Here is a 20,208-nt window from a genome sequence, read left to right on the forward strand (position 1 = left end):
GGCTGAGCAGGCCTCATCGCGGGTCAAGTCGAGTCGTCGCACCGCCGCTCCCACAAGGGGGCTGTGTACGCCGGACCTGTGGGAGCTGGCCTTGCCAGCGATCGAGCGCAAAGCGCTCGCAAAAACACGCCGGTAAAAACCTGACTCACTCTTCCCCGCCCCGATCCGCTCCACCCCACTACGCTTGCAGAGCCGCAGGACGCGGCCTCGTCTAGATCATGGAGCGTTCATGTCCCTCGCCCTTGTCCACAGCCGTGCCCAGGTCGGTGTTTCGGCCCCGGCAGTCAGTGTTGAAGCGCATCTGGCCAATGGTTTGCCGGCGCTGACCCTGGTTGGCCTGCCGGAAGCGACCGTGAAGGAAAGCAAGGATCGGGTGCGCAGCGCGATCCTCAATTCCGGCCTGGAATTCCCCGCCCGGCGCATTACTCTCAACCTCGCGCCAGCCGACTTGCCCAAGGATGGCGGACGCTTCGACCTTGCAATTGCCCTGGGGATTCTCGCCGCCAACGGCCAATTCCCGATTGCAGCGCTTGGCGAAGTGGAGTGCCTGGGTGAACTGGCGCTGTCCGGAGCGATCCGCTCGGTTCAAGGCGTATTACCCGCCGCATTGGCCGCACGGGAAGCCGGCCGAGCCCTGGTGGTACCGCAGGAAAATGCCGAGGAAGCCTGCCTGGCATCGGGGCTGGTGGTGTTCGCAGTCAGCCATCTGTTGGAACTGGTCGCCCACTTCAACGGCCAGACCCCGCTCAACCCTTACGCTGCCAACGGTTTGCTGCTGCAGATTCGCCCCTACCCCGACCTCAACGAAGTGCAAGGCCAGCAAGCCGCCAAGCGCGCGCTACTGGTTGCCGCCGCAGGCGCACACAACCTGCTGTTCAGCGGCCCTCCCGGCACCGGCAAGACCCTGCTCGCCAGCCGCCTGCCCGGCCTGTTGCCACCGCTGGATGAACGCGAGGCACTGGAGGTGGCAGCGATCCAGTCGGTGGCCAGCCATGTACCACTGAGCAGCTGGCCGCAGCGTCCGTTTCGTCATCCGCATCACTCGGCCTCCGGTGCTGCGCTGGTCGGCGGTGGCAGCCGACCGCAGCCCGGGGAAATCACCCTGGCCCACCACGGCGTGCTGTTTCTCGATGAGCTGCCAGAGTTCGAGCGGCGGGTACTGGAAGTGCTGCGCGAACCGCTGGAATCCGGCGAAATCGTCATCGCCCGGGCCAAGGACAAGATCCGCTTTCCGGCGCGCTTCCAGCTGGTCGCCGCCATGAACCCCTGCCCCTGTGGATATCTTGGCGACCCCACTGGCCGTTGCCGCTGCAGCAGCGAACAGATCCAGCGCTACCGCAACAAACTCTCCGGCCCCTTGCTCGACCGTATCGACCTGCACCTGACCGTCGCCCGCGAAGCCACGGCACTCTCCCCCAACAGCCGCCACGGCGAAAGCAGCGCCACCATTGCCGCGCAAGTCGCCGCCGCCCGCGACATCCAGCAACAACGCCAGGGCTGCGCCAACGCCTTCCTCGACCTGCCCGGCCTGCGCCAGTACTGCGGGTTATCCACAGCCGACCAGACCTGGCTGGAAAGCGCCTGCGAACGCCTGACCCTGTCGCTGCGCGCCGCCCACCGTCTGCTCAAGGTGGCGCGCACTTTGGCTGACCTGGAACAGGTGGAAAGCATTGGCCGCGAGCATCTGGCTGAAGCGCTGCACTATCGCCCCAGCAACCAGTAGTAATTGCCCGCATTCTGCTCTTAACTTGGCAACAGCCCACCGCACCGAGACCGGTATGTTCGCATTCGTCCAGAGTTACCCGCTGTTGCTCGGCATTACCCTGATCGTGTTCGACCTCACGCTCTGGCAACTGATACCCGCCAATCGCCGCCCTTGGCGCATCGGTGCGCGCTTGCTGGCGTTTTCGCTGTTTACCTGGGTGTTGATCAGCGCCGGGGTCAGCCCGCTGCAACCTGCGCCCTGGGTCGAGGATGTGCCGCGCAATCTGTTGGCAACGGTGTTGGGGATCGCCTGGTGGCTGTTTGCGGCGCGTACCGCCACGGTAGTGATCGGCCTGGTGCTGGTGGCCCGTAGCGGTCACACCGGGCGGTTGCTGCAGGATGTGCTGGGGGCGGTGATTTTCCTGGTGGCCATTGTCGCCGCAGCGGCCTACGTGCTGCAGCTGCCGGTCAAGGGCCTGCTGGCAACCTCGGGGGTGATGGCGATCGTCATCGGCCTGGCGCTACAAAGCACGCTGAGCGATGTGTTCTCCGGCATTGTGCTGAACACCACCCGCCCCTACCAGATCGGCGACTCGATTAGCATTGACGGCACCGAAGGCAAGGTCATCGAGATCGACTGGCGCGCCACCCGCCTGTTGACCGGCAACGGCAGCATGGCGGTGATTCCCAACTCGGTGGCGGCCAAGGCCAAGCTGCTCAATTTCAGCCAGCCCAGCGATGTACACGGCGTCTCCATCAGCGTCGTGGTGCCGGCCAAGGTGCGCCCGCGACGGGTGCTCGATGCGCTGGAGAAAACCCTGCAGGGCACACGTACTTTACTGACCAGCCCGGCACCGAAAGCCACGATCAAGAGTTCAAGCCTGGAGTCGGTGGAGTACGAGGCCAGCGGTTTTGTCGGCTCCATGAGCCAGAAGACCGAGGTGCGCAACCATATGTTCGACCTCGCCCACCGCCACCTGGAAGCCGCCGGCGTGGTGTGGAACAGCGACACCCAGCAAGGCCAGGTGTGGAACCGCCAGCGCGCCCTGCTCGAAGACGTGCGAATCTTCCGTTCGCTCAGTAACGAGGAAAAAGACAACCTCAGCCAGCGCATGACCGCCGTGGAATACCTGGCCGACCAGGTGATCCTCGGCGTCGGCGACAGCTCGGATTACCTGCTGGTGATTGGCACCGGGGTGGTGTCTGTCGGCATTCGTGATGGCGACAAGCAGCTCGAAGCCGGGCGCATGGGCCCGGGCGAGGTTTTGGGAGTGGAAGGCCTGCTGGAAGCGGAAGATTCCACTGCCGAGTTCCGCACCCTGACCAGCTGCATTCTCTACCGCATCGACAAGGACGAAGTGCGCAGCTGCCTGGAGCAACGCACCGAGGTCAAGACCGCACTGATCAAGTTGCAACGCATCCGCCAGCAAACCCGCCAGTCACTGCTGGAGCAAAAGCCTGCCGCCATCAAGAAAGGCGGTTTTCTCAGCTGGCTGCACAAGTAGCCGTCAGAGCACCACGCGCAAGCATTGCCCGGCGTGATACAGCGAGAAGCCGGTTTCGTAGAAGCCGGTACGCAGCGCCGGCGCCGACACCGGTTTCATTGCCGAGAACGGAATCGGCAAGGCATCCGGGTTGTCGCAGAGCAGGTACTGGGCAAAGGCTTTGCCGATCACCGTGCCGGTGGTGTTGCCACGGCCGTTGTAGCCGGTGACGGCGACGATACCCGGCGCAGGCTCGAACAGGCGCATCAGATGGTCCGGGGTGAAGTCGATGCAGCCGGTCCAGTGCATTTCCCACTCGACCTTGCCCAGTTGCGGGAAGTAGTGGTTCTGGATGCGGTCGGCCCAGCTGCGGATGAACCAGGCCGGCTTGTTGTCGACCCGCCCGAGGCTGCCGAGCAACAGGCGCCCTTGGTCATCACGACGGATGCTGCTGAGCACCGTGCGCGTATCCCACGAACCCTGGCCGTGCTTGAGCACGTTGTCGGCAGCGGCGCCTTGCAGCGGCACCGACGCGACCTGGTAGTAGTAGCCGCGGAAGAACTGGCGTTGCAGGTTGGTCCAGTCGCCTTCGGTGTAGGCGCCGGTGGAGATCACCACCTTGTCGGCGCTGACCGAACCTTTGGCGGTCTTCACCCGCCAGCTGCTGCCTTCACGCTCAAGACCTTGCACAGCGGACTGCTGGAAGATCTGCCCACCCAGACGCTCGACCGCAGCGGCCAGGCCCTGTGTATAACCCATGGGGTTGATGGTGCCGGCGCGGCGATCAAGCAGCGCGGCGGAAATCTTGTCGGTACCGCAATATTCTTCGCACTTGGCCCCGGTGAGCAGCTCGACATCGGCGCCACGCCGGCTCCATTGCTGGTGACGGGCTTCGAGGTCGGCAACGCCGGTGGCGTTGTGGGCCATGTGCAGGGTGCCGGTGTTGTGGGCCTGGCAGTCGATACCCAGACGTTCGATGGTAGCGAACACTTCGCTCGGCGCCTCGCCCAATATCTTGTTCAGGCGGCTGCCTTGCTTCTGGCCAAGGGTCGCTTCAACGTCGTCCGGGCGAATCCAGGTGCCGGCGTTGACCAGGCCGACGTTGCGCCCGGAACCACCGTGGCCGATTTTCCAGGCTTCGAGCAGGATCACCGTCTTGCCCTGTTCGAGCAGGTGGATGGCTGCCGACAGGCCAGTGATACCGCCGCCGATGATGCACACATCGGCCTTGAGCTCGACGTTCAGCACCCGGGATGGCGCGGCGGGCTGGGTGACGTGTTCCCAGAGGCATTGTTGACGCAGTTCTGGCATGGCCGGCTTCCTCTTTTATTCTTGTGCGGTGGTGCCCTTATCGCTGGCAAGCCAGCTCCCACAGGGAGCAGCAGTCCTTGTGGGAGCCGGCCTTGCCGGCGATGGGGCCGACGCAGTCGTCAGTCGAACACAATCCCCTGCGCCAACGGCAGCTCGCGGGAATAGTTCACGGTATTGGTCTGCCGACGCATGTAGGCCTTCCACGAATCCGAACCCGACTCTCGGCCACCGCCGGTTTCCTTCTCGCCACCAAACGCCCCGCCAATCTCCGCACCGCTGGTGCCGATGTTGACGTTGGCAATCCCGCAGTCACTGCCCGCCGCGCTCTGGAAGCGCTCGGCTTCGCGCAGGTCGGTGGTGAAGATGCATGACGACAGACCTTGCGGCACTTCGTTGTTCAGGCGCAGGGCTTCGTCGAATTCGTCGTAGGCCAGCACGTAGAGGATCGGTGCGAAGGTTTCATGACGCACCACCGCGCTCTGACCTGGCATCTCGACGATCGCCGGCGCCACGTAATAGGCATTCGGGTACTGCTCCTCAAGCTGACGCTCACCGCCGAACACCTGGCCACCTTCATCACGGGCACGGGCCAGGGCATCCTGCATGCCTGCGAACGAGGCCTGGTCGATCAGCGGGCCGACCAGGTTGTCTTTACGCGGGTCGCCGATGCGCACCTTGGCGTAAGCGGCTTTGACCCGGGCCACCACTTCGTCCTTGATCGAACGATGGACGATCAAGCGGCGCAAGGTGGTGCAGCGCTGGCCCGCAGTACCGACGGCGCTAAAGAGGATGCCGCGCACGGCCAGATCGAGGTCGGCACTGGGCGCCAGGATCATCGCGTTGTTGCCGCCCAGTTCGAGGATGCTGCGGCCGAAACGCGCGGCGACACGCGGGCCGACTTCTCGGCCCATGCGGGTGCTGCCGGTGGCGCTGACCAACGGCACGCGCGGGTCGTCGACCAGCGCTTCGCCGGCGTCGCGATCGCCGATGACCAGTTGGCTCAGGCCTTCTGGCGCTTCACCAAAGGCCTTCAGGGCTTTTTCGAACAGGGCCTGGCAGGCCAGTGCGGTCAGCGGGGTCTTCTCCGACGGTTTCCACACCACGGCGTTGCCGCACACCAGCGCCAGGGTGGTGTTCCAGGCCCAGACCGCGACGGGGAAGTTGAAGGCGCTGATGACCCCGACCACACCCAACGGGTGCCAGGTTTCACGCATGTGGTGACCGGGGCGCTCGGAGGCGATGGTCAGGCCGTAGAGCTGTCGCGACAGGCCGACGGCGAAGTCGCAGATATCGATCATTTCCTGCACTTCGCCCAGGCCTTCCTGGGTGATCTTGCCGGCTTCGATCGACACCAGTTCACCGAGCTCGGCCTTGTACTCACGCAGCACTTCGCCAAACAGGCGGATCAACTCACCGCGGCGGGGGGCCGGGACGTTGCGCCAGGCCTGGAAGGCTTTTTCGGCCTGATCGATCTTGGCGGTCACCTGGGCTTTGCTTTCCAGGTGCACCGAGGCAATCGCGCTGCCATCGATAGGGGTGTGAACGGGATGGTTACCGTGGGTGTAGGCAGCAGCCGGGACACCGAGGCGGTCAAGCAGTCCATCAACCATTTTCTTCTCCTGCATGCGGTGAGTGGTTGAAAAAGTGATAGGGATCAGTATTAATCCGATCACTCTGGCGCAACAAACGACCTTTATTCTGCATATCATTCCGCCAGGTAATGATCTACTGGCTTAGAGACCGCTATGTCCAAACGTCTGGTGCCATCGATGGCCGCCCTGCAGTGTTTCGAGGCTGCCGCTCGGCACCTGAGCTTCACCCGCGCCGCCGAGGAACTGCACCTGACCCAGAGCGCGGTGAGCAAGCAGGTGGCCCAGCTTGAAGAGATGCTGCGCCATCACCTGTTCCTGCGTATCCGCCGACGCCTGCAGCTGACACCAGCAGGCGCGCTGTACCTGGCCGAGGTCAACAAGATTCTCACCCAGGTCGATATGTCCAGCCGCTACATCATGTCCTATGGCGAACAGACCGAAGTACTCAAGGTAGCCACTCAGCCGAGCTTTGGCGTGCGCTGGCTGATTCCGCACCTCAAGGGCTTCGGCAAGCAGCACCCGAACATCCACCTCGACATCCGCAACGAAATGGAACCCTTCGCCCTGTTGCAGGCGACCGCCGACGTAGTGTTCTTCTTTGGCCAGGGCACCTGGCCAGGCGCAACCTGCATCGAGCTGTTTGGTGAGGAAGTGCTGCCGGTGTGTGCGCCAGAGCTGTTGCAGGGGCGCACCCTCAAGGACGCCAGCGAACTGGCCGAACTGGTGCTGCTGCAAAGTACCTCGCGCCCGGAGGCCTGGCATGAGTGGTTCCTGGAGCAAGGCCTGCACTCGGCCCATAGCTATCACGGGCCGCGCTTCGACACCTTCTATATGAGCCTCAGCGCTGCCCAGTCCGGCTGCGGCGTGGCCCTGGTACCGCGTTACCTGGTGGCCCAGGAACTGGCCGAAGGCAAACTGGTAGTACCCTGGCAGTACAGCATGCGCAGCAATGGTGCGCATTTCCTGGCGTTTTCCGAGCATGCGGCAGAGGTGCCAAAGGTGCGCGCCTTGGTTGACTGGATTCGCGGAGAGCTGGCCGGGCAAGATTGATAATTTTTGGAATGACAGATCGACTTTTTTTCGCTTGTGCAGGCACTGCATTCCTCGCTTTCATGTAAGGGTGCCCACTTACCAGGAAGCTTTCGATGCCCGCTCAAGATTTCGTCAGCCCGGACAGCATTCGCGCGCAGTTCTCGGCCGCCATGTCGCTCATGTACAAGCAAGAGGTGCCGCTGTACGGCACGCTGCTGTCGCTGGTGAGCGAAATCAATCAACAAGTGATGGCCGAGCAGCCCGAGGTTGCCCAGGCCCTGCGCTGGACCGGCGAGATTGAACGCCTCGACCAGGAACGCCACGGCGCCATTCGCGTCGGCACGGCTGAAGAGCTGGCAACCATCGGCCGCCTGTTCGCGGTGATGGGCATGCAGCCAGTGGGTTACTACGACCTCAGCTCTGCCGGCGTGCCGGTGCATTCCACTGCCTTTCGCGCGGTGCACGAGCAATCGCTGCACATCAGCCCGTTCCGAGTCTTCACCTCGCTGCTGCGTCTGGAGCTGATCGACAACCCGGCGCTGCGTGAACTGTCTGGCGAGATTCTCGCCCGGCGGCAGATCTTCACCCCGCGCGCCCTACAGCTGATCGAGCAGTTCGAGCGTGATGGCGGCTTGAATGCCGACGATGCCCAGGTTTTTGTCAACGAAGCCCTGCACACCTTCCGTTGGCACCGGGACGCCACCGTGACCGCCGAGCAGTACCAGCAACTGCATGACCAGCACCGCCTGATTGCCGATGTGGTGGCCTTCAAAGGCCCACACATCAACCACCTGACCCCGCGCACCCTGGACATCGATGCCATTCAGCTGGGCATGCCGGCCAAAGGTATTCCGCCCAAAGCCGTGATCGAAGGCCCGCCACCGCGTCGCTGCCCGATCCTTCTGCGTCAGACCAGTTTCAAGGCGCTGCAGGAAAAGGTCGCCTTCACCGATCAGCACGGTGAAGGCAGCGGCAGCCATACCGCGCGCTTTGGCGAGATCGAGCAACGGGGCGCCGCGCTGACGCCGAAGGGTCGCCAGCTGTACGACCAACTGCTCGATAGCGCCCGCGCGGCGCTGGGTGGCGTGCCCGCCGAGGCCAATGCCGCGCACTACATGGGTTTGCTCAGCGACAGCTTCAAGGCCTTCCCGGATGACCTGGCGCAGATGCGTGAACAGGACCTCGCGTACTTCCGCTACTTCCCCACCGAGCGTGGCCTGGCGGCGCGCGGGGATACTCAGCGGCCAAGTTCATTGCAAGAATTGATCGACGCCGGGCATATCCACTTTGAAGCCCTGGTGTACGAGGATTTTCTGCCGGTCAGTGCGGCAGGGATCTTCCAGTCCAACCTGGGCGATGATGCGCAGAGCGAGTACGGCAGCAATGCCAACCGCGATGCCTTCGAGCTGGCGCTGGGCAAGCCGGTGCAGGATGAGTTGGCGTTGTATGCCGAGAGCCAGCGGCGGTCGTTGCAGGCGTGTGCGCAGGCGTTGGGGCTTCCTGCGCTTTAAGCCCCTTTATACCGAGGTGATCGCAGCCGTTGCCGGCAGAATTTCCACTTTTGGCAAATCCATGGCATCGGCCTCGCCTTGCAGAAAGTCGCTCAAGCGCCGCAAGCGCTCGCCACCCGGGCGGGTTTTCGGCCAGACCAGGTAGTAGTCCAGCCCGCTGGCAACCGCCGTCGGCCATGGCAGGCTGAGCCGGCCCTGAGCGACGTCCTCGGCGACCATCAGCAAGTCGCCCATGGACACGCCATAGCCCCGGGCAGCAGCGATCATGCCCAGTTCCAGGGTGTCGAACACCTGGCCGCCCTTGAGCGAGACCTTGTCGGTGAGGTCCATGCGCGCCAGCCAGCTGCGCCAGTCGCGTTTGTCGGGGGTCGGGTGAAGCAACTCGATGCCCGCCAGGCGCCGCTCGTCCCAGGGCCCTTCCTTGAGCAGTTCCGGTGCCCCGACCGGGATCAGCAGCTCGGAAAACAGCCGCTTGACCTCCCAGTCCGGCGCAAAGTGCCCATCACTGAGCAACACCGCGCAGTCGAAAGGCTCGTGATTGAAATCGACATGATCGACATCCATCCAGGCACTGGTCAGTTGCACTTCGTTGCCCGGCTGCAAGTGACGAAAGCGGCTGAGGCGCGCCAGCAGCCAGCGCATGGTCAGGGTCGAGGGCGCTTTCATGCGCAAAATATCGTCTTCGCTGCGCAGGGTGCTACAGGCACGCTCCAGCGCCGCAAAGCCTTCGCGCACCCCTGGCAACAGCAAGCGCGCCGCTTCGCTGAGCTGCAGGCTGCGGCCATTGCGCACGAACAAACGACAGGCAAAGTGCTCCTCAAGCGTGCGGATATGGCGGCTGACCGCACTCTGGGTTATCGATAACTCATCTGCGGCGCGGGTAAACGAACTGTGCCGGGCCGCCGCTTCGAAAGCCCGCAGTGCGTATAGAGGCGGTAAACGACGAGACATGACGGCGGGCTCCGGGTTATCCACAAGCAATCGTCAGGATCATACTCCCATGAGTTTTAATCATGCCAACCATCGCTATTATCCTTTTGTGGATAACCGTACAAAGGCTCAGACTTTCACGCTTTGAATCTATCGCGTAAGAAAAGGACGACTCCATGCAGGCTGCGCCTACCCATGAACTCAAGGCTTTGCTGCGCCTGGCCGGGCCGCTGATCGCCTCGCAGTTGGCGCACATGCTGATGGTACTCACCGACACCCTGATGATGGCCCGCATCAGCCCGCAGGCACTGGCCGGCGGCGGCCTGGGTGCGGCGAGCTATTCGTTCGTGTCGATCTTTTGCCTGGGCGTGATCGCCGCGGTCGGTACCCTGGTGGCGATTCGCAAGGGTGCCGGTGATATCGTCGGCGCCACCCGCCTGACCCAGGCCGGGTTGTGGCTGGCCTGGGTCATGGCCCTGGTGACAGCGCTGGCGCTATGGAACCTGGAGCCAGTGCTGCTACTGCTGGGCCAGAGCCCGAACAATGTCGAGGCTGCCGCGCAGTTCCTGCTGTTGCTGCCTTTCGCCCTGCCCGGCTACCTGAGCTTCATGGCCTTGCGCGGTTTTACCAGCGCCATTGGCCGCTCGACGCCGGTAATGGTGATCAGCCTGATCGGCACAGTGGCCAACTTCCTGCTCAACTACGCGTTGATCGAGGGCATGTTCGGCCTGCCGAAACTGGGCCTGGTGGGCATCGGCCTGGTGACCGCCATCGTTGCCAACTGCATGGCCGTGGCCATGGCCCTGTACATCCGCTGGCACCCGGCCTATGCGCCCTACCCGATTAGCCAGGGCCTGAGCCGCCCTTCGTGGCCGGCCTTGCGCGAGTTGTGGCGCCTGGGCTTGCCGATTGGCGGCACCTACACCGTAGAAGTGGGCCTGTTCGCCTTCGCCGCGCTGTGCATGGGCGTGCTCGGCAGCACCGAACTGGCCGCACACCAGATCGCCCTGCAGATCGTCTCTACCGCATTCATGATCCCGGCAGGCTTGTCGTACGCCGTGACCATGCGTGTAGGGCTCTATTACGGTGCCGATAACCTTCTCGGTGCTCGCCATGCCGGCCGCGTCGGGATCGGTTTTGGCGCGGCGATGATGCTGATGTTCGCCATCCTCTTCTGGCTGCTGCCGGATCCGCTGGTGGGGCTGTTCCTCGACCACGATGACCCGGCCTTTGCCGCGATCATCCAGTTGGCCGTAAGCCTGCTGATGGTCGCCGCCTGGTTCGAGCTGTTCGATGGCGTGCAAACCATTGCCATGGGTTCGATCCGCGGGCTCAAGGACGCCAAGACCACCTTCCTGGTCGGGCTGTTCTGCTACTGGGTGATTGGTGCGCCGGCCGCCTGGCTGCTGGCGTTCACCCTTGGCCTGGGTGCGGTGGGCGTGTGGTGGGGGCTGGCGCTGGGCCTGGCGTGTGCAGCGGTGAGCCTGACCCTGGCCTTCGAATGGCGGGTGAAGCGCTTGCTGGGCAGTTCGGGTGGGGTGAACAAGGCGACTGCTTCGGTGGTTTGAGGCCCCTGTGGGAGCTGGCCTTGCCAGCGATGGGCTGCACAGCAGCCCCAGCCTCTAGAGAGCTACCGACTGCTGCGCCGGCCCGTGCAGCAAATACGCCATCAACTCATCGATCGGTAACGGCCGGCTGATCAGAAACCCCTGCACCTGGTCGCAATCAAAACTGCGCAACAGGCCCATTTGCTCAGGGGTTTCCACACCTTCAGCGACCACCTCCAGATTGAGGTTGTGCGCCAGGTTGATCATCGCGTGCACCAGCTTGCGGTTCTCTTCGCGCTGCTCCATGCCGCCGACAAAGCTGCGATCGACCTTGAGCAAGGTGATCGGCAGGCTGTTGAGGTGCACGAACGACGAAAAGCCGGTACCGAAGTCATCCAGGGAAAAGCGCACACCCAGGCGCCCGAGGGCATCCATGGTCTGCTTGACCAGGTCATTGCGGCGCATCACCGCGGTTTCGGTCAGCTCGAACTCCAGCCAGCGGGCATCGACACCATGCTCGATGATCAGCCGGCTCAGGGTCGCCAACAACTGGCTGTCCTGGAACTGGCGAAACGACAGGTTCACCGCCATGTGCAGCGGCGCCAGGCCTCGCTCGCGCAGCGCCTGCATGTCGCGCAGGGCGCGGGAAATCACCCAGTAGCCCAGGGGCACGATCAACCCGCTCTGCTCGGCCAGCGGCACGAACTCGCTGGGCGGCAGCAGCCCGCGCTCGGCATGGCGCCAGCGCACCAGGGCTTCGAGGCCGACGATGCGCCCGTCGGCCAGGTTCAGCCGCGGCTGGTAGTGCAGCTCCAGCTCGTCGCGACGCAGCGCCCGGCGCAGTTCGCTTTCCAGGTCGGCAAGGCTGCGGGCGTTGCGGTTGATGCGTTCGTTAAAGACGTGAAAGGTACAGCCCTGGGTACTCTTGGCCTGCTGCATGGCAATGTGCGCATGCCACATCAGCGGGTCGGCGCCGCCCTGGGCGCGGGCGTGGGCGACACCCAGGCTGCAGCCGAGCAGCAGGCTTTCGCCATCGATCCAGTAGGGTTCGGCCAGGGCTTCGGTAATGCGCTCGGCCATCCACTCGGCGCGTTGTGGCTCGCGGCGGGTATCGATCAACAGGGCGAACTCGTCGCTGCCCAGGCGTGCGACCTGGTCACCGGCTTCCAGCTGGCTTTTCAGCCGACCCACCACTTGCAGGATCAGCCGGTCGCCGGCCTGGTGGCCGAGGGCATCGTTGGCATGGCGAAAGTTGTCGAGGTCCAGGTGACCGAGGGCAACGCCGCGCCCGTCATTGTCGGCCAGGCGCGCCGCCAGCAGGGTCTGGAAGCCCTGGCGGTTGGCGATGCCGGTCAGCGGGTCCTGTTCGGCCAGGCGCTGCAGGGTCGCTTCCAGCACGCCGCGTTCGCGGACGTGGCGCAGGCTGCGGCGCAGGATATTGCTGGTCAGTTGGTCACGGATCAGCCAGTCACTGCCCCCCGGCGGCGGCACCTGCGGCTCGTGCTCGAGCAGCAGAACCATTGGCAATATGCAGCGCCCGGGCGCCGGTTGCAGTGGCGGAGTCGCCAGGACCAGCGCATTGCGGTCATTGGCAAACAGGCTGTCGACCGCCTCCCAGTTCGGAGCGGTCAGCAGTACCGCCTGGCCCGCCATCGGCAGCAGACACTCGCGCAAGACAGTGGCCCATTCCGGCTCATCGGCCAGCAGGAGCAAACGCAAGGGTTCGACGGGCGTAGACAAGCTGGCTCCTTAGGACGTAGACACAGTCAAATGACGATGGGCAGCGAGAATGCGTATCCTAAACCATTAATGAAAATGATTTTCACTTAAAGTCATGCCATTCCATTGCCGACATCCCGCAGGTTTCGCCACGCATCCTGCGGGAAAGTATCAAATGCGGCAAATTTAGATCGCGTGGTACGTCACACTGTCAGACGGTCGCGGCAGAAACTTTCTACCCCTGCTAAAATGCCCGGCTATTTTTCTAGCGTCCCCGGTTTTCGTCATGTCCCGACTCAACCCTCGGCAACAAGAAGCCGTGAACTACGTCGGCGGCCCTCTTTTGGTGCTCGCCGGTGCTGGCTCCGGCAAAACCAGCGTGATCACCCGCAAGATCGCGCACCTGATCCAGAACTGCGGCATCCGCGCCCAGTACATCGTGGCCATGACCTTCACCAACAAGGCCGCGCGGGAGATGAAAGAACGGGTCGGCACCCTGCTGCGCAAGGGCGAAGGCCGCGGCCTGACCGTGTCGACTTTCCACAACCTGGGCCTGAACATCATCCGCAAGGAGCATGAACGGCTGGGCTTCAAACCGGGCTTCTCGATCTTCGACGAGACCGACGTCAAAGCCCTGATGACCGACATCATGCAGAAGGAATACTCGGGCGACGACGGCGTCGACGAGATCAAGAACATGATCGGCGCCTGGAAAAACGACCTGATCCTGCCACCCGAGGCCCTGGAAAAGGCCCGCAACCCCAAGGAGCAGACCGCCGCAGTGGTCTATGCGCATTACCAGCGCACCTTGCGGGCGTTCAACGCGGTGGACTTCGACGACCTGATCCTGCTGCCGGTCAAGCTGTTCCAGGACAACCCCGACGTCCTGGAGAAGTGGCAGAACAAGGTGCGTTACCTGCTGGTCGACGAATACCAGGACACCAACGCCAGCCAGTACCTGCTGGTGAAAATGCTGATCGGTACGCGCAACCAGTTCACCGTGGTCGGCGACGACGACCAGTCGATCTACGCCTGGCGCGGCGCGCGGCCCGAGAACCTGATGTTGCTCAAGGACGACTACCCTTCGCTGAAGGTGGTGATGCTCGAGCAGAACTACCGCTCCACCAGCCGTATCCTGCGCTGCGCCAACGTATTGATCTCGAACAATCCGCACGCCTTCGAAAAGCAGCTGTGGAGCGAGATGGGCCATGGCGACGAGATCCGCGTGATTCGCTGCAAAAACGAGGAAGCCGAGGCCGAACGGGTGGCCATGGAGATCCTCAGCCTGCACCTGCGCACCGACCGGCCCTACAGCGACTTCGCCATTCTTTACCGGGGCAACTACCAGGCCAAGCTGATCGAGCTGAAGCTGCAGCACCACCAGGTGCCGTATCGTCTGTCAGGCGGCAATAGCTTCTTCGGACGCCAGGAAGTCAAAGACCTGATGGCCTACTTCCGCTTGCTGGTAAACCCGGACGACGACAACGCCTACCTGCGGGTGATCAACGTACCGCGCCGGGAAATCGGCTCGACCACCCTGGAAAAGCTCGGTAACTACGCCACCGAACGCAAGGTCTCGATGTACGCCGCCAGCGAGGAGCTGGGCCTCGGTGAGCACCTGGACAGCCGCTACACCGACCGCTTGCAGCGCTTCAAGCGCTGGATGGACAAGGTCCGCGAACAGGTCGCGCTGGAAGACCCGATCGCTGCCCTGCGCAGCATGATCATGGACATCGACTACGAGAACTGGATTCGCACCAACAGCTCCAGCGACAAGGCTGCGGATTTTCGCATGAGCAACGTCTGGTTCCTGATCGAGGCGTTGAAAAACACCCTCGAGAAAGACGAAGACGGTGGCATGACCATCGAAGAAGCCATCGGCAAGCTGGTACTGCGCGACATGCTCGAGCGCCAGCAGGAAGAGGAAGACGGCGCCGAAGGTGTGCAGATGATGACCCTGCACGCCTCCAAGGGCCTGGAATTCCCCTACGTGTTCATCATGGGCATGGAGGAGGAAATCCTCCCCCACCGTTCCAGTATCGAAGCCGACACCATTGAAGAAGAACGGCGCCTGGCCTACGTCGGGATTACCCGCGCCCGTCAGACCCTGGCCTTCACCTTTGCCGCCAAGCGCAAGCAATACGGTGAGATCATCGATTGTTCGCCGAGCCGCTTCCTGGACGAGCTGCCCGACGACGACCTGGCCTGGGAGGGCCTGGACGACGCGCCGACCGAAGTGAAGGCCGCTCGCGGCAACAATGCACTGGCCGATATCCGTGCCATGCTCAAACGTTAGATAATCAACCTTTGCTGCGGCGTATTGCCGTGGCCACTCTTGCTACATCGAGGAAATACCACAGTGGAAGCACTGCACCAGAAGATTCGCGAAGAAGGCATCGTGCTTTCCGATCAGGTTCTCAAAGTCGATGCGTTTCTCAACCATCAGATCGACCCTGCGCTGATGCAACTGATTGGCGACGAGTTCGCCCGTCTGTTCGCCGATTCGGGTATCACCAAGATCGTCACCATCGAAGCCTCGGGCATTGCCCCGGCGGTGATGACCGGCCTGAAGCTGGGCGTTCCGGTGATTTTCGCGCGCAAGCACCAGTCGCTGACCCTGACCGAAAACCTGCTGGTGGCTTCGGTGTATTCCTTCACCAAGCAGACTGAAAACACCGTGGCGATCTCCCCGCGCCACCTCAACAGCAGCGACCGCGTGCTGGTGATCGACGACTTCCTGGCCAACGGCAAAGCCTCCCAGGCGCTGATCTCGATCATCAAGCAAGCCGGTGCCACCGTTGCCGGCTTGGGTATCGTCATCGAGAAGTCGTTCCAGGGCGGCCGCGCCGAACTGGACAGCCAGGGCTACCGCGTTGAATCGCTGGCTCGGGTGAAGTCGCTGGAAGGTGGCGTGGTTACTTTCATCGAGTAATTTGCGCTGGCCTCATCGCTGGCAAACCAGCTCTCACAGATACTGCATACCGCGGACCTTGTGGGAGCTGGCTTGCCAGCGATAGCGTCCTCAACGGAACGCTGTTGCCTGCAACCCCGCCAGCAACAAGCGCTGATACAAGTCCTCCTTCAGCCCCTGCGGCTGCGCCAACCCCATCCGTGCCAACTGCGCAGGAAACGCCTCGGGTGCCGGTGCATCCAGCGCCGCCTTGCCCAGCTCCAGCACCTCGCTCAGCTTGAACTTGCTCTTGAGCCAGTTCAGCGCACGCAATAAATCACGCTCTTCAGCGGTGAAGTCACTGCCCAGCGGATACTCGGGGAACAACCGTGGGTGCCTTTCGCGCAGTGCCTGCAAACGCTGCGGGGTGTTCTCGGTGAAGCGCTGATCAAGATGGAAATCCTTCGGCAACTTGCCGGCCTGCTGGGCTCGCTCGATCAGCTCGGGCTGGAAGCGTGAGTCCGTGATCGCCAGCAACCGGGCAATCACCTCGGCATCAGTCTGCCCACGCAGATCGGCAATACCGTACTCGGTAACGACGATATCGCGCAGGTGCCGGGGGATGGTGCAGTGACCGTACTCCCAGACCAGGTTGGAGCTAACCTCGCCGCCCGCCTCGCGCCAGCTGCGCAGCAGCAGGATCGAGCGCGCGCCTTCGAGTGCATGGCCCTGGGCGACAAAGTTGTACTGCCCGCCCACCCCGCTGAGTACCCGGCCATCTTCCAGCTGATCAGCCACCCCGGCGCCCATCAAGGTCATGGTGAACACCGTGTTGATAAAGCGTGCATCCCGGCGCTGCAGACGCTTGAGCGACTCCTGGCCATACAGCTCGTTGATGTAGCTGATGGCGCTCATGGCAAAGCGTTTGCGCAGGCTTAGCGGCATTTCCCGCAAGCGCTGGTAAAACGCCTGAGGGCCAAGAAAGAAGCCGCCATGCACCAGTACCCCCTGGTCATCCAGCTCGCCGTTGTTGGCCGCCTGCTGGCGCGCCTCGTCAGGGTAGACCGGACGGCGGATGATCCCGGCTTCGACCAGTGCCAGCAAGCCGTTGACGAACATTTCGCTACAGCCATACAGGCCGCGGGCGAAGGGCTGGATGCCACCTTCACGCTCGACCAGGGTTTGCCAAGGCGTCAGGTCAAGCTCAGCCAGCAACGCCTGGTAAGCCTCACTGTCCGCCTGACGCGCCAGCAGCCCGGCGGTCAGCGCATCGCCCATGGCACCGATGCCGATCTGCAGGGTGCCGCCATCGCGCACCAACGTGCTGGCATGCAGGCCGATGAAATGGTCTTGAGTGGTGACCGGCATGTTCGGTGTGGAAAACAACCGGGTGCATTCCGGGCTGTCGATCAGCAGGTCGAAATCGTCCCTGGGCAGCTCCGAAGCGCCCGGCATGTACGGCAGTTGCGCATGCACCTGGCCGAGCAACAGGATGGTTTCACCGGCTGCCCGGCGGCGGGCGATCATCGGCAGCAGGTCAAGGGTGATGTCCGGGTTGCAGCTCAAGCTCAATTGCCCGGGATGCGCCGGGTCTTCGGCAACCAGTTGCGCCACCAGGTTCAAGCCCTTGGCGTTGATATCGCGGGCGGCATGGCTGTAGTTGCTGCTGACGTAGTCCTGCTGGGCCATGGCGCTGTGCAGCAGGCTGCCCGGCTGCAGGAAGAACTGCTCGACACGGATGTTTGCCGGCAACTGGTCGCGGCGCAGGTCGTGCAGGTAGTCCAGTTCGAGGTAGTCGGCGAACACCCGCTCGATGAAGGGCTCAAGGAAGCGCCGCTGCAAGCCGTCGCCCAGGTCCGGGCGGCCCAGGCTCAAGGCGGTGTAGATAGTCAGTTGCCGCTCGGGCAACTGGCGAACGCGCGCATACAGGGCATTGACGAAGCGGTTGGGCTTGCCCAGCCCCAGCGGCAGGCCCATGTGAATGTGCGCGGGCAGGCGCGCCAGCACCTGGTCTACGGCATCGTCGATCGAACAGCGGTGCGCCATCTCGGCCTCCTGCGGCATTCCTTGACCACGTTGGAGCGAGCATGCCGCCAGATTGCTGCGCTGACCAGCGCTAAAAAGCACAAAGCCCGCACGTGGCGGGCTTTGTTGGGCAAGCGCTGGGCTTACAGGCCGGACATCTTCTTGATGGCGCCCTTGAGGTCGTCATCCGAGCAGTCGGCGCAGGTGCCTTTCGGCGGCATGGCGTTGATACCGGTAATGGCCTTGGCAAGGATGCCGTCCAGACCGCCCTGGTGGTCGGAGCGCGCTTTCCAGGCAGCGGTGTCGCCGATTTTCGGCGCGCCAAGCAGGCCACTGCCGTGGCAAGCGTTGCAGTGCTTGGCGATGATTTCATCCGGGGTCTTGGCACCGCCGCCGCCAGCAGCCGCTGCGACTTCCATACCCTTGCATTCCTGACCCTGTACACACACCTGGCCGACCGGTTCCAGTCGCTTGGCGATGTCGTCGTTGGTCGCAGCTTGTGCGCTGACTGCCCAAAGGGCCAATACGGCAGCTGGTACGGCCAGCATTTTCTTGATTAGATTCACGCGTACACCCTCATGGTGGCTAGTCACGCCTGCGGCCACGGTTTCGCAGGCGGCGCAAGTATAACGGGAACCCTGCCTCACCGAAACAACCCTAGTGTCCAAAGGGTCTTAGCCGCGACAATCCGCCGCGCAGTACCCGCTAGAAGTTGGCCGGAGTCGCCGCGCTGATCAGCCGAGCCGGCTCATCGTAAGGATTGCGGAAACGGTGCGGCTTGGTACTTTCAAAATAGTAGCTGTCGCCCGCTTCGAGGATGAAAGTTTCCAGGCCCACCACCAGTTCAAGGCGGCCTTCGAGGAGGATGCCGGTCTCTTCACCATCATGGGTGAGCATTTCTTCGCCGGTATCGGCACCCGGCGGATAGACCTCGTTGAGAAAGGCAATGGCCCGACTCGGGTGCGCCTTGCCGACCAGTTTCATGGTCACCGCACCGTCCGAAATGTCGATCAGCTCGTGGGCTTTATAGACGATCTGGGTAGGGTTTTCCGGTTGCAGCTCTTCGGAAAAGAACTCGACCATCGACATCGGAATACCGCTCAGCACCTTGCGCAGCGAGCTGATGGAGGGGCTGACGCTGTTCTTCTCGATCATCGAGATGGTGCTGTTGGTGACGCCCGCACGTTTGGCGAGTTCACGCTGTGACAGGCCCTTGAGCTTGCGAATGGCTTGCAGTCGTTCACCGACGTCCAATGCTGGAGCCCTCCTAAACGAACGAGTGGGGTCGAAATTGAACGTTATCATCGCAACAGCGTTCAGTATTTACAACACTTCGACCCGCAGCCTGTCCGCTTTGGCGCTTTAATCGCCGCTGTAGTCCAGCGGTACGCGCTTGAGGTTGCAGAAAATCTGGTAGGGAATGTTGCCGGCATGCATGGCCACTTCGCTGGCCAGCACGTTTTTGCCCCACAGCTCCACCGGACTGCCGAGGCCCGCTTCCGGCACGTCGGTCAGGTCAATGCAGAGCATGTCCATCGACACCCGACCGATCAGTTGGGTGCGCTTGCCGGCCACCAGCACTGGTGTGCCGTTTGGCGCCTGGCGCGGATAGCCGTCGGCGTAACCCATGGCTACCACACCAACCCGGGTCGGCCGCGGGCTGACAAACTTGGCGCCATAACCTACAGGCTCACCGGCCGGTAGCTCACGGACGCTGATCACTCGCGATTGCACGGTCATCACCGGCTGCAGGCGCGCAGCTTCTGCCTGGGGTACGTCGAACGGCGTGGCACCGTACAGCATCAGGCCCGGGCGCACCCAATCGCTGGGCACATTCGGCCAACCGAGCACGGCCGGCGAGTTGCGCAGGCTGATCTCGGCGCTCAGGCCCTGGCGCGCAGCCTGGAACACCGCCAGCTGTTCGTTGCTGGCATCGCTGTCCAGTTCGTCGGCACGGGCGAAGTGGCTCATCAGCACGATGCGCGCAACCTTGCCGCTGGCCAGCAGGCGCTGGTACGCGGCCTGATAGTCCTTGGCATGCAGGCCAACGCGGTGCATGCCCGAGTCGAGCTTGAGCCAGACAGTGATCGGCTTACTCAGGTGCGCCTGCTCGATGGCTTCCAGCTGCCACAGCGAATGCACCACGCACCACAGGTCGTGCTGGACGATCAGTTGCAGTTCGCTGGCTTCGAAAAAGCCTTCAAGCAGCAAGATCGGCGGTTTGATCCCGGCTGCACGCAACTCCAGCGCCTCTTCGATACAGGCCACGGCAAAACCATCGGCCTGCTGCTCAAGGGCCAGGGCGCAACGCACGGCACCGTGACCATAGGCATCGGCCTTGATCACGGCCAGGGCTTTGGCTCCGGTCAGTTCGCGGGCAAGTTGATAGTTGTGACGCAGGGCTTGAAGATCGATCAGGGCACGGGCAGGACGCATGACGGCAGCCTTCTGGGCAGTCTGGTT

15 protein-coding genes are annotated in these 20,208 nt (G+C 63.0%); 7 read left to right on the plus strand and 8 right to left on the minus strand.

Going from position 1 to position 20,208, the window contains the following annotated elements; translation table 11 throughout:
• Positions 1-229: 229 nt before the first annotated feature.
• The gene (locus tag PspR32_RS25350; RefSeq protein ID WP_036994859.1) at positions 230-1,723 is read left to right on the plus strand and encodes a YifB family Mg chelatase-like AAA ATPase; all 1,494 of its coding nucleotides are present in this window, start codon (positions 230-232) and stop codon (positions 1,721-1,723) included.
• Positions 1,724-1,778: 55 nt separating this feature from the next.
• Entirely contained in the window at positions 1,779-3,209 is a 1,431-nt protein-coding gene (locus PspR32_RS25355) for a mechanosensitive ion channel family protein (protein ID WP_036994857.1), read from the plus strand.
• Between the two features lie 3 nt (positions 3,210-3,212).
• On the opposite strand, the gene amaA is transcribed toward PspR32_RS25355, so the two are convergent.
• Both amaA and amaB read right to left on the minus strand, forming a co-directional pair.
• A complete protein-coding gene (amaA, locus tag PspR32_RS25360; RefSeq protein ID WP_036994855.1) occupies positions 3,213-4,499 on the minus strand; it encodes an L-pipecolate oxidase in 1,287 nt (428 codons plus the stop codon).
• A 119-nt stretch (positions 4,500-4,618) separates the two neighbouring features.
• Positions 4,619-6,109, minus strand: coding sequence for an L-piperidine-6-carboxylate dehydrogenase (amaB, locus tag PspR32_RS25365; RefSeq protein ID WP_159389323.1), 1,491 nt, complete (start codon positions 6,107-6,109; stop codon positions 4,619-4,621).
• A 135-nt stretch (positions 6,110-6,244) separates the two neighbouring features.
• Here amaB and PspR32_RS25370 point away from each other — a divergent pair, with 135 nt between their 5' ends.
• Positions 6,245-7,141 (plus strand): LysR family transcriptional regulator, encoded by an 897-nt coding sequence (locus PspR32_RS25370; RefSeq protein ID WP_159389324.1) that lies wholly within the window; start codon positions 6,245-6,247, stop codon positions 7,139-7,141.
• Positions 7,142-7,236: 95 nt separating this feature from the next.
• Positions 7,237-8,634 (plus strand): 2-oxoadipate dioxygenase/decarboxylase HglS, encoded by a 1,398-nt coding sequence (gene hglS / locus PspR32_RS25375; protein ID WP_159389325.1) that lies wholly within the window; start codon positions 7,237-7,239, stop codon positions 8,632-8,634.
• A gap of 6 nt (positions 8,635-8,640) precedes the next feature.
• Here the strand turns inward: hglS and PspR32_RS25380 are convergent, their stop codons facing one another.
• On the minus strand, positions 8,641-9,585 hold the full coding sequence (locus PspR32_RS25380) for a LysR substrate-binding domain-containing protein (protein WP_026001469.1): 945 nt from the start codon (positions 9,583-9,585) through the stop codon (positions 8,641-8,643).
• Positions 9,586-9,740: 155 nt separating this feature from the next.
• Here PspR32_RS25380 and PspR32_RS25385 point away from each other — a divergent pair, with 155 nt between their 5' ends.
• Positions 9,741-11,132, plus strand: coding sequence for a NorM family multidrug efflux MATE transporter (locus PspR32_RS25385; protein ID WP_100781858.1), 1,392 nt, complete (start codon positions 9,741-9,743; stop codon positions 11,130-11,132).
• A gap of 54 nt (positions 11,133-11,186) precedes the next feature.
• Here the strand turns inward: PspR32_RS25385 and PspR32_RS25390 are convergent, their stop codons facing one another.
• Positions 11,187-12,851, minus strand: a complete 1,665-nt coding sequence (locus PspR32_RS25390; protein WP_159389326.1) for a putative bifunctional diguanylate cyclase/phosphodiesterase — start codon at positions 12,849-12,851, stop codon at positions 11,187-11,189.
• A gap of 265 nt (positions 12,852-13,116) precedes the next feature.
• Here PspR32_RS25390 and rep point away from each other — a divergent pair, with 265 nt between their 5' ends.
• Together rep and PspR32_RS25400 are read left to right on the plus strand one after the other, a co-directional pair.
• Positions 13,117-15,126 carry a DNA helicase Rep gene (gene rep, locus PspR32_RS25395; RefSeq protein ID WP_010225832.1) on the plus strand — a complete coding sequence of 670 codons (2,010 nt, stop codon included), beginning with the start codon at positions 13,117-13,119 and terminating at the stop codon, positions 15,124-15,126.
• A gap of 63 nt (positions 15,127-15,189) precedes the next feature.
• On the plus strand, positions 15,190-15,762 hold the full coding sequence (locus PspR32_RS25400; RefSeq protein ID WP_010225834.1) for a xanthine phosphoribosyltransferase: 573 nt from the start codon (positions 15,190-15,192) through the stop codon (positions 15,760-15,762).
• A 90-nt stretch (positions 15,763-15,852) separates the two neighbouring features.
• On the opposite strand, the gene PspR32_RS25405 is transcribed toward PspR32_RS25400, so the two are convergent.
• The 4 genes from PspR32_RS25405 to alr all read right to left on the minus strand — a co-directional run bounded on the left by PspR32_RS25405 (position 15,853) and on the right by alr (position 20,181).
• Complete coding sequence (locus PspR32_RS25405) at positions 15,853-17,766, minus strand: acetyl-CoA hydrolase/transferase C-terminal domain-containing protein (protein WP_010225836.1); 1,914 nt, start codon at positions 17,764-17,766, stop codon at positions 15,853-15,855.
• A 122-nt stretch (positions 17,767-17,888) separates the two neighbouring features.
• A complete protein-coding gene (locus tag PspR32_RS25410; protein WP_010225838.1) occupies positions 17,889-18,311 on the minus strand; it encodes a c-type cytochrome in 423 nt (140 codons plus the stop codon).
• A 139-nt stretch (positions 18,312-18,450) separates the two neighbouring features.
• Positions 18,451-18,999, minus strand: a complete 549-nt coding sequence (locus PspR32_RS25415) for a cupin domain-containing protein (RefSeq protein ID WP_010225839.1) — start codon at positions 18,997-18,999, stop codon at positions 18,451-18,453.
• Between the two features lie 108 nt (positions 19,000-19,107).
• On the minus strand, positions 19,108-20,181 hold the full coding sequence (alr, locus tag PspR32_RS25420; RefSeq protein WP_010225841.1) for an alanine racemase: 1,074 nt from the start codon (positions 20,179-20,181) through the stop codon (positions 19,108-19,110).
• Positions 20,182-20,208 lie beyond the last annotated feature (27 nt).

This window comes from Pseudomonas sp. R32 (genome assembly GCF_009866705.1).
In the GTDB taxonomy this organism is placed as follows: Bacteria; Pseudomonadota; Gammaproteobacteria; order Pseudomonadales; family Pseudomonadaceae; genus Aquipseudomonas; species Aquipseudomonas donghuensis.

Coding starts and splice junctions, on each gene's coding strand:
- amaA (WP_036994855.1), bottom strand. CDS start 4,499: ATGCCAGAACTGCGTCAACAATGCCTCTGGGAACACGTCACCCAGCCC.
- alr (WP_010225841.1), bottom strand. CDS start 20,181: ATGCGTCCTGCCCGTGCCCTGATCGATCTTCAAGCCCTGCGTCACAAC.
- amaB (WP_159389323.1), bottom strand. CDS start 6,109: ATGGTTGATGGACTGCTTGACCGCCTCGGTGTCCCGGCTGCTGCCTAC.
- PspR32_RS25405 (WP_010225836.1), bottom strand. CDS start 17,766: ATGGCGCACCGCTGTTCGATCGACGATGCCGTAGACCAGGTGCTGGCG.
- rep (WP_010225832.1), top strand. CDS start 13,117: ATGTCCCGACTCAACCCTCGGCAACAAGAAGCCGTGAACTACGTCGGC.
- PspR32_RS25380 (WP_026001469.1), bottom strand. CDS start 9,585: ATGTCTCGTCGTTTACCGCCTCTATACGCACTGCGGGCTTTCGAAGCG.
- PspR32_RS25385 (WP_100781858.1), top strand. CDS start 9,741: ATGCAGGCTGCGCCTACCCATGAACTCAAGGCTTTGCTGCGCCTGGCC.
- PspR32_RS25355 (WP_036994857.1), top strand. CDS start 1,779: ATGTTCGCATTCGTCCAGAGTTACCCGCTGTTGCTCGGCATTACCCTG.
- PspR32_RS25370 (WP_159389324.1), top strand. CDS start 6,245: ATGTCCAAACGTCTGGTGCCATCGATGGCCGCCCTGCAGTGTTTCGAG.
- PspR32_RS25350 (WP_036994859.1), top strand. CDS start 230: ATGTCCCTCGCCCTTGTCCACAGCCGTGCCCAGGTCGGTGTTTCGGCC.
- hglS (WP_159389325.1), top strand. CDS start 7,237: ATGCCCGCTCAAGATTTCGTCAGCCCGGACAGCATTCGCGCGCAGTTC.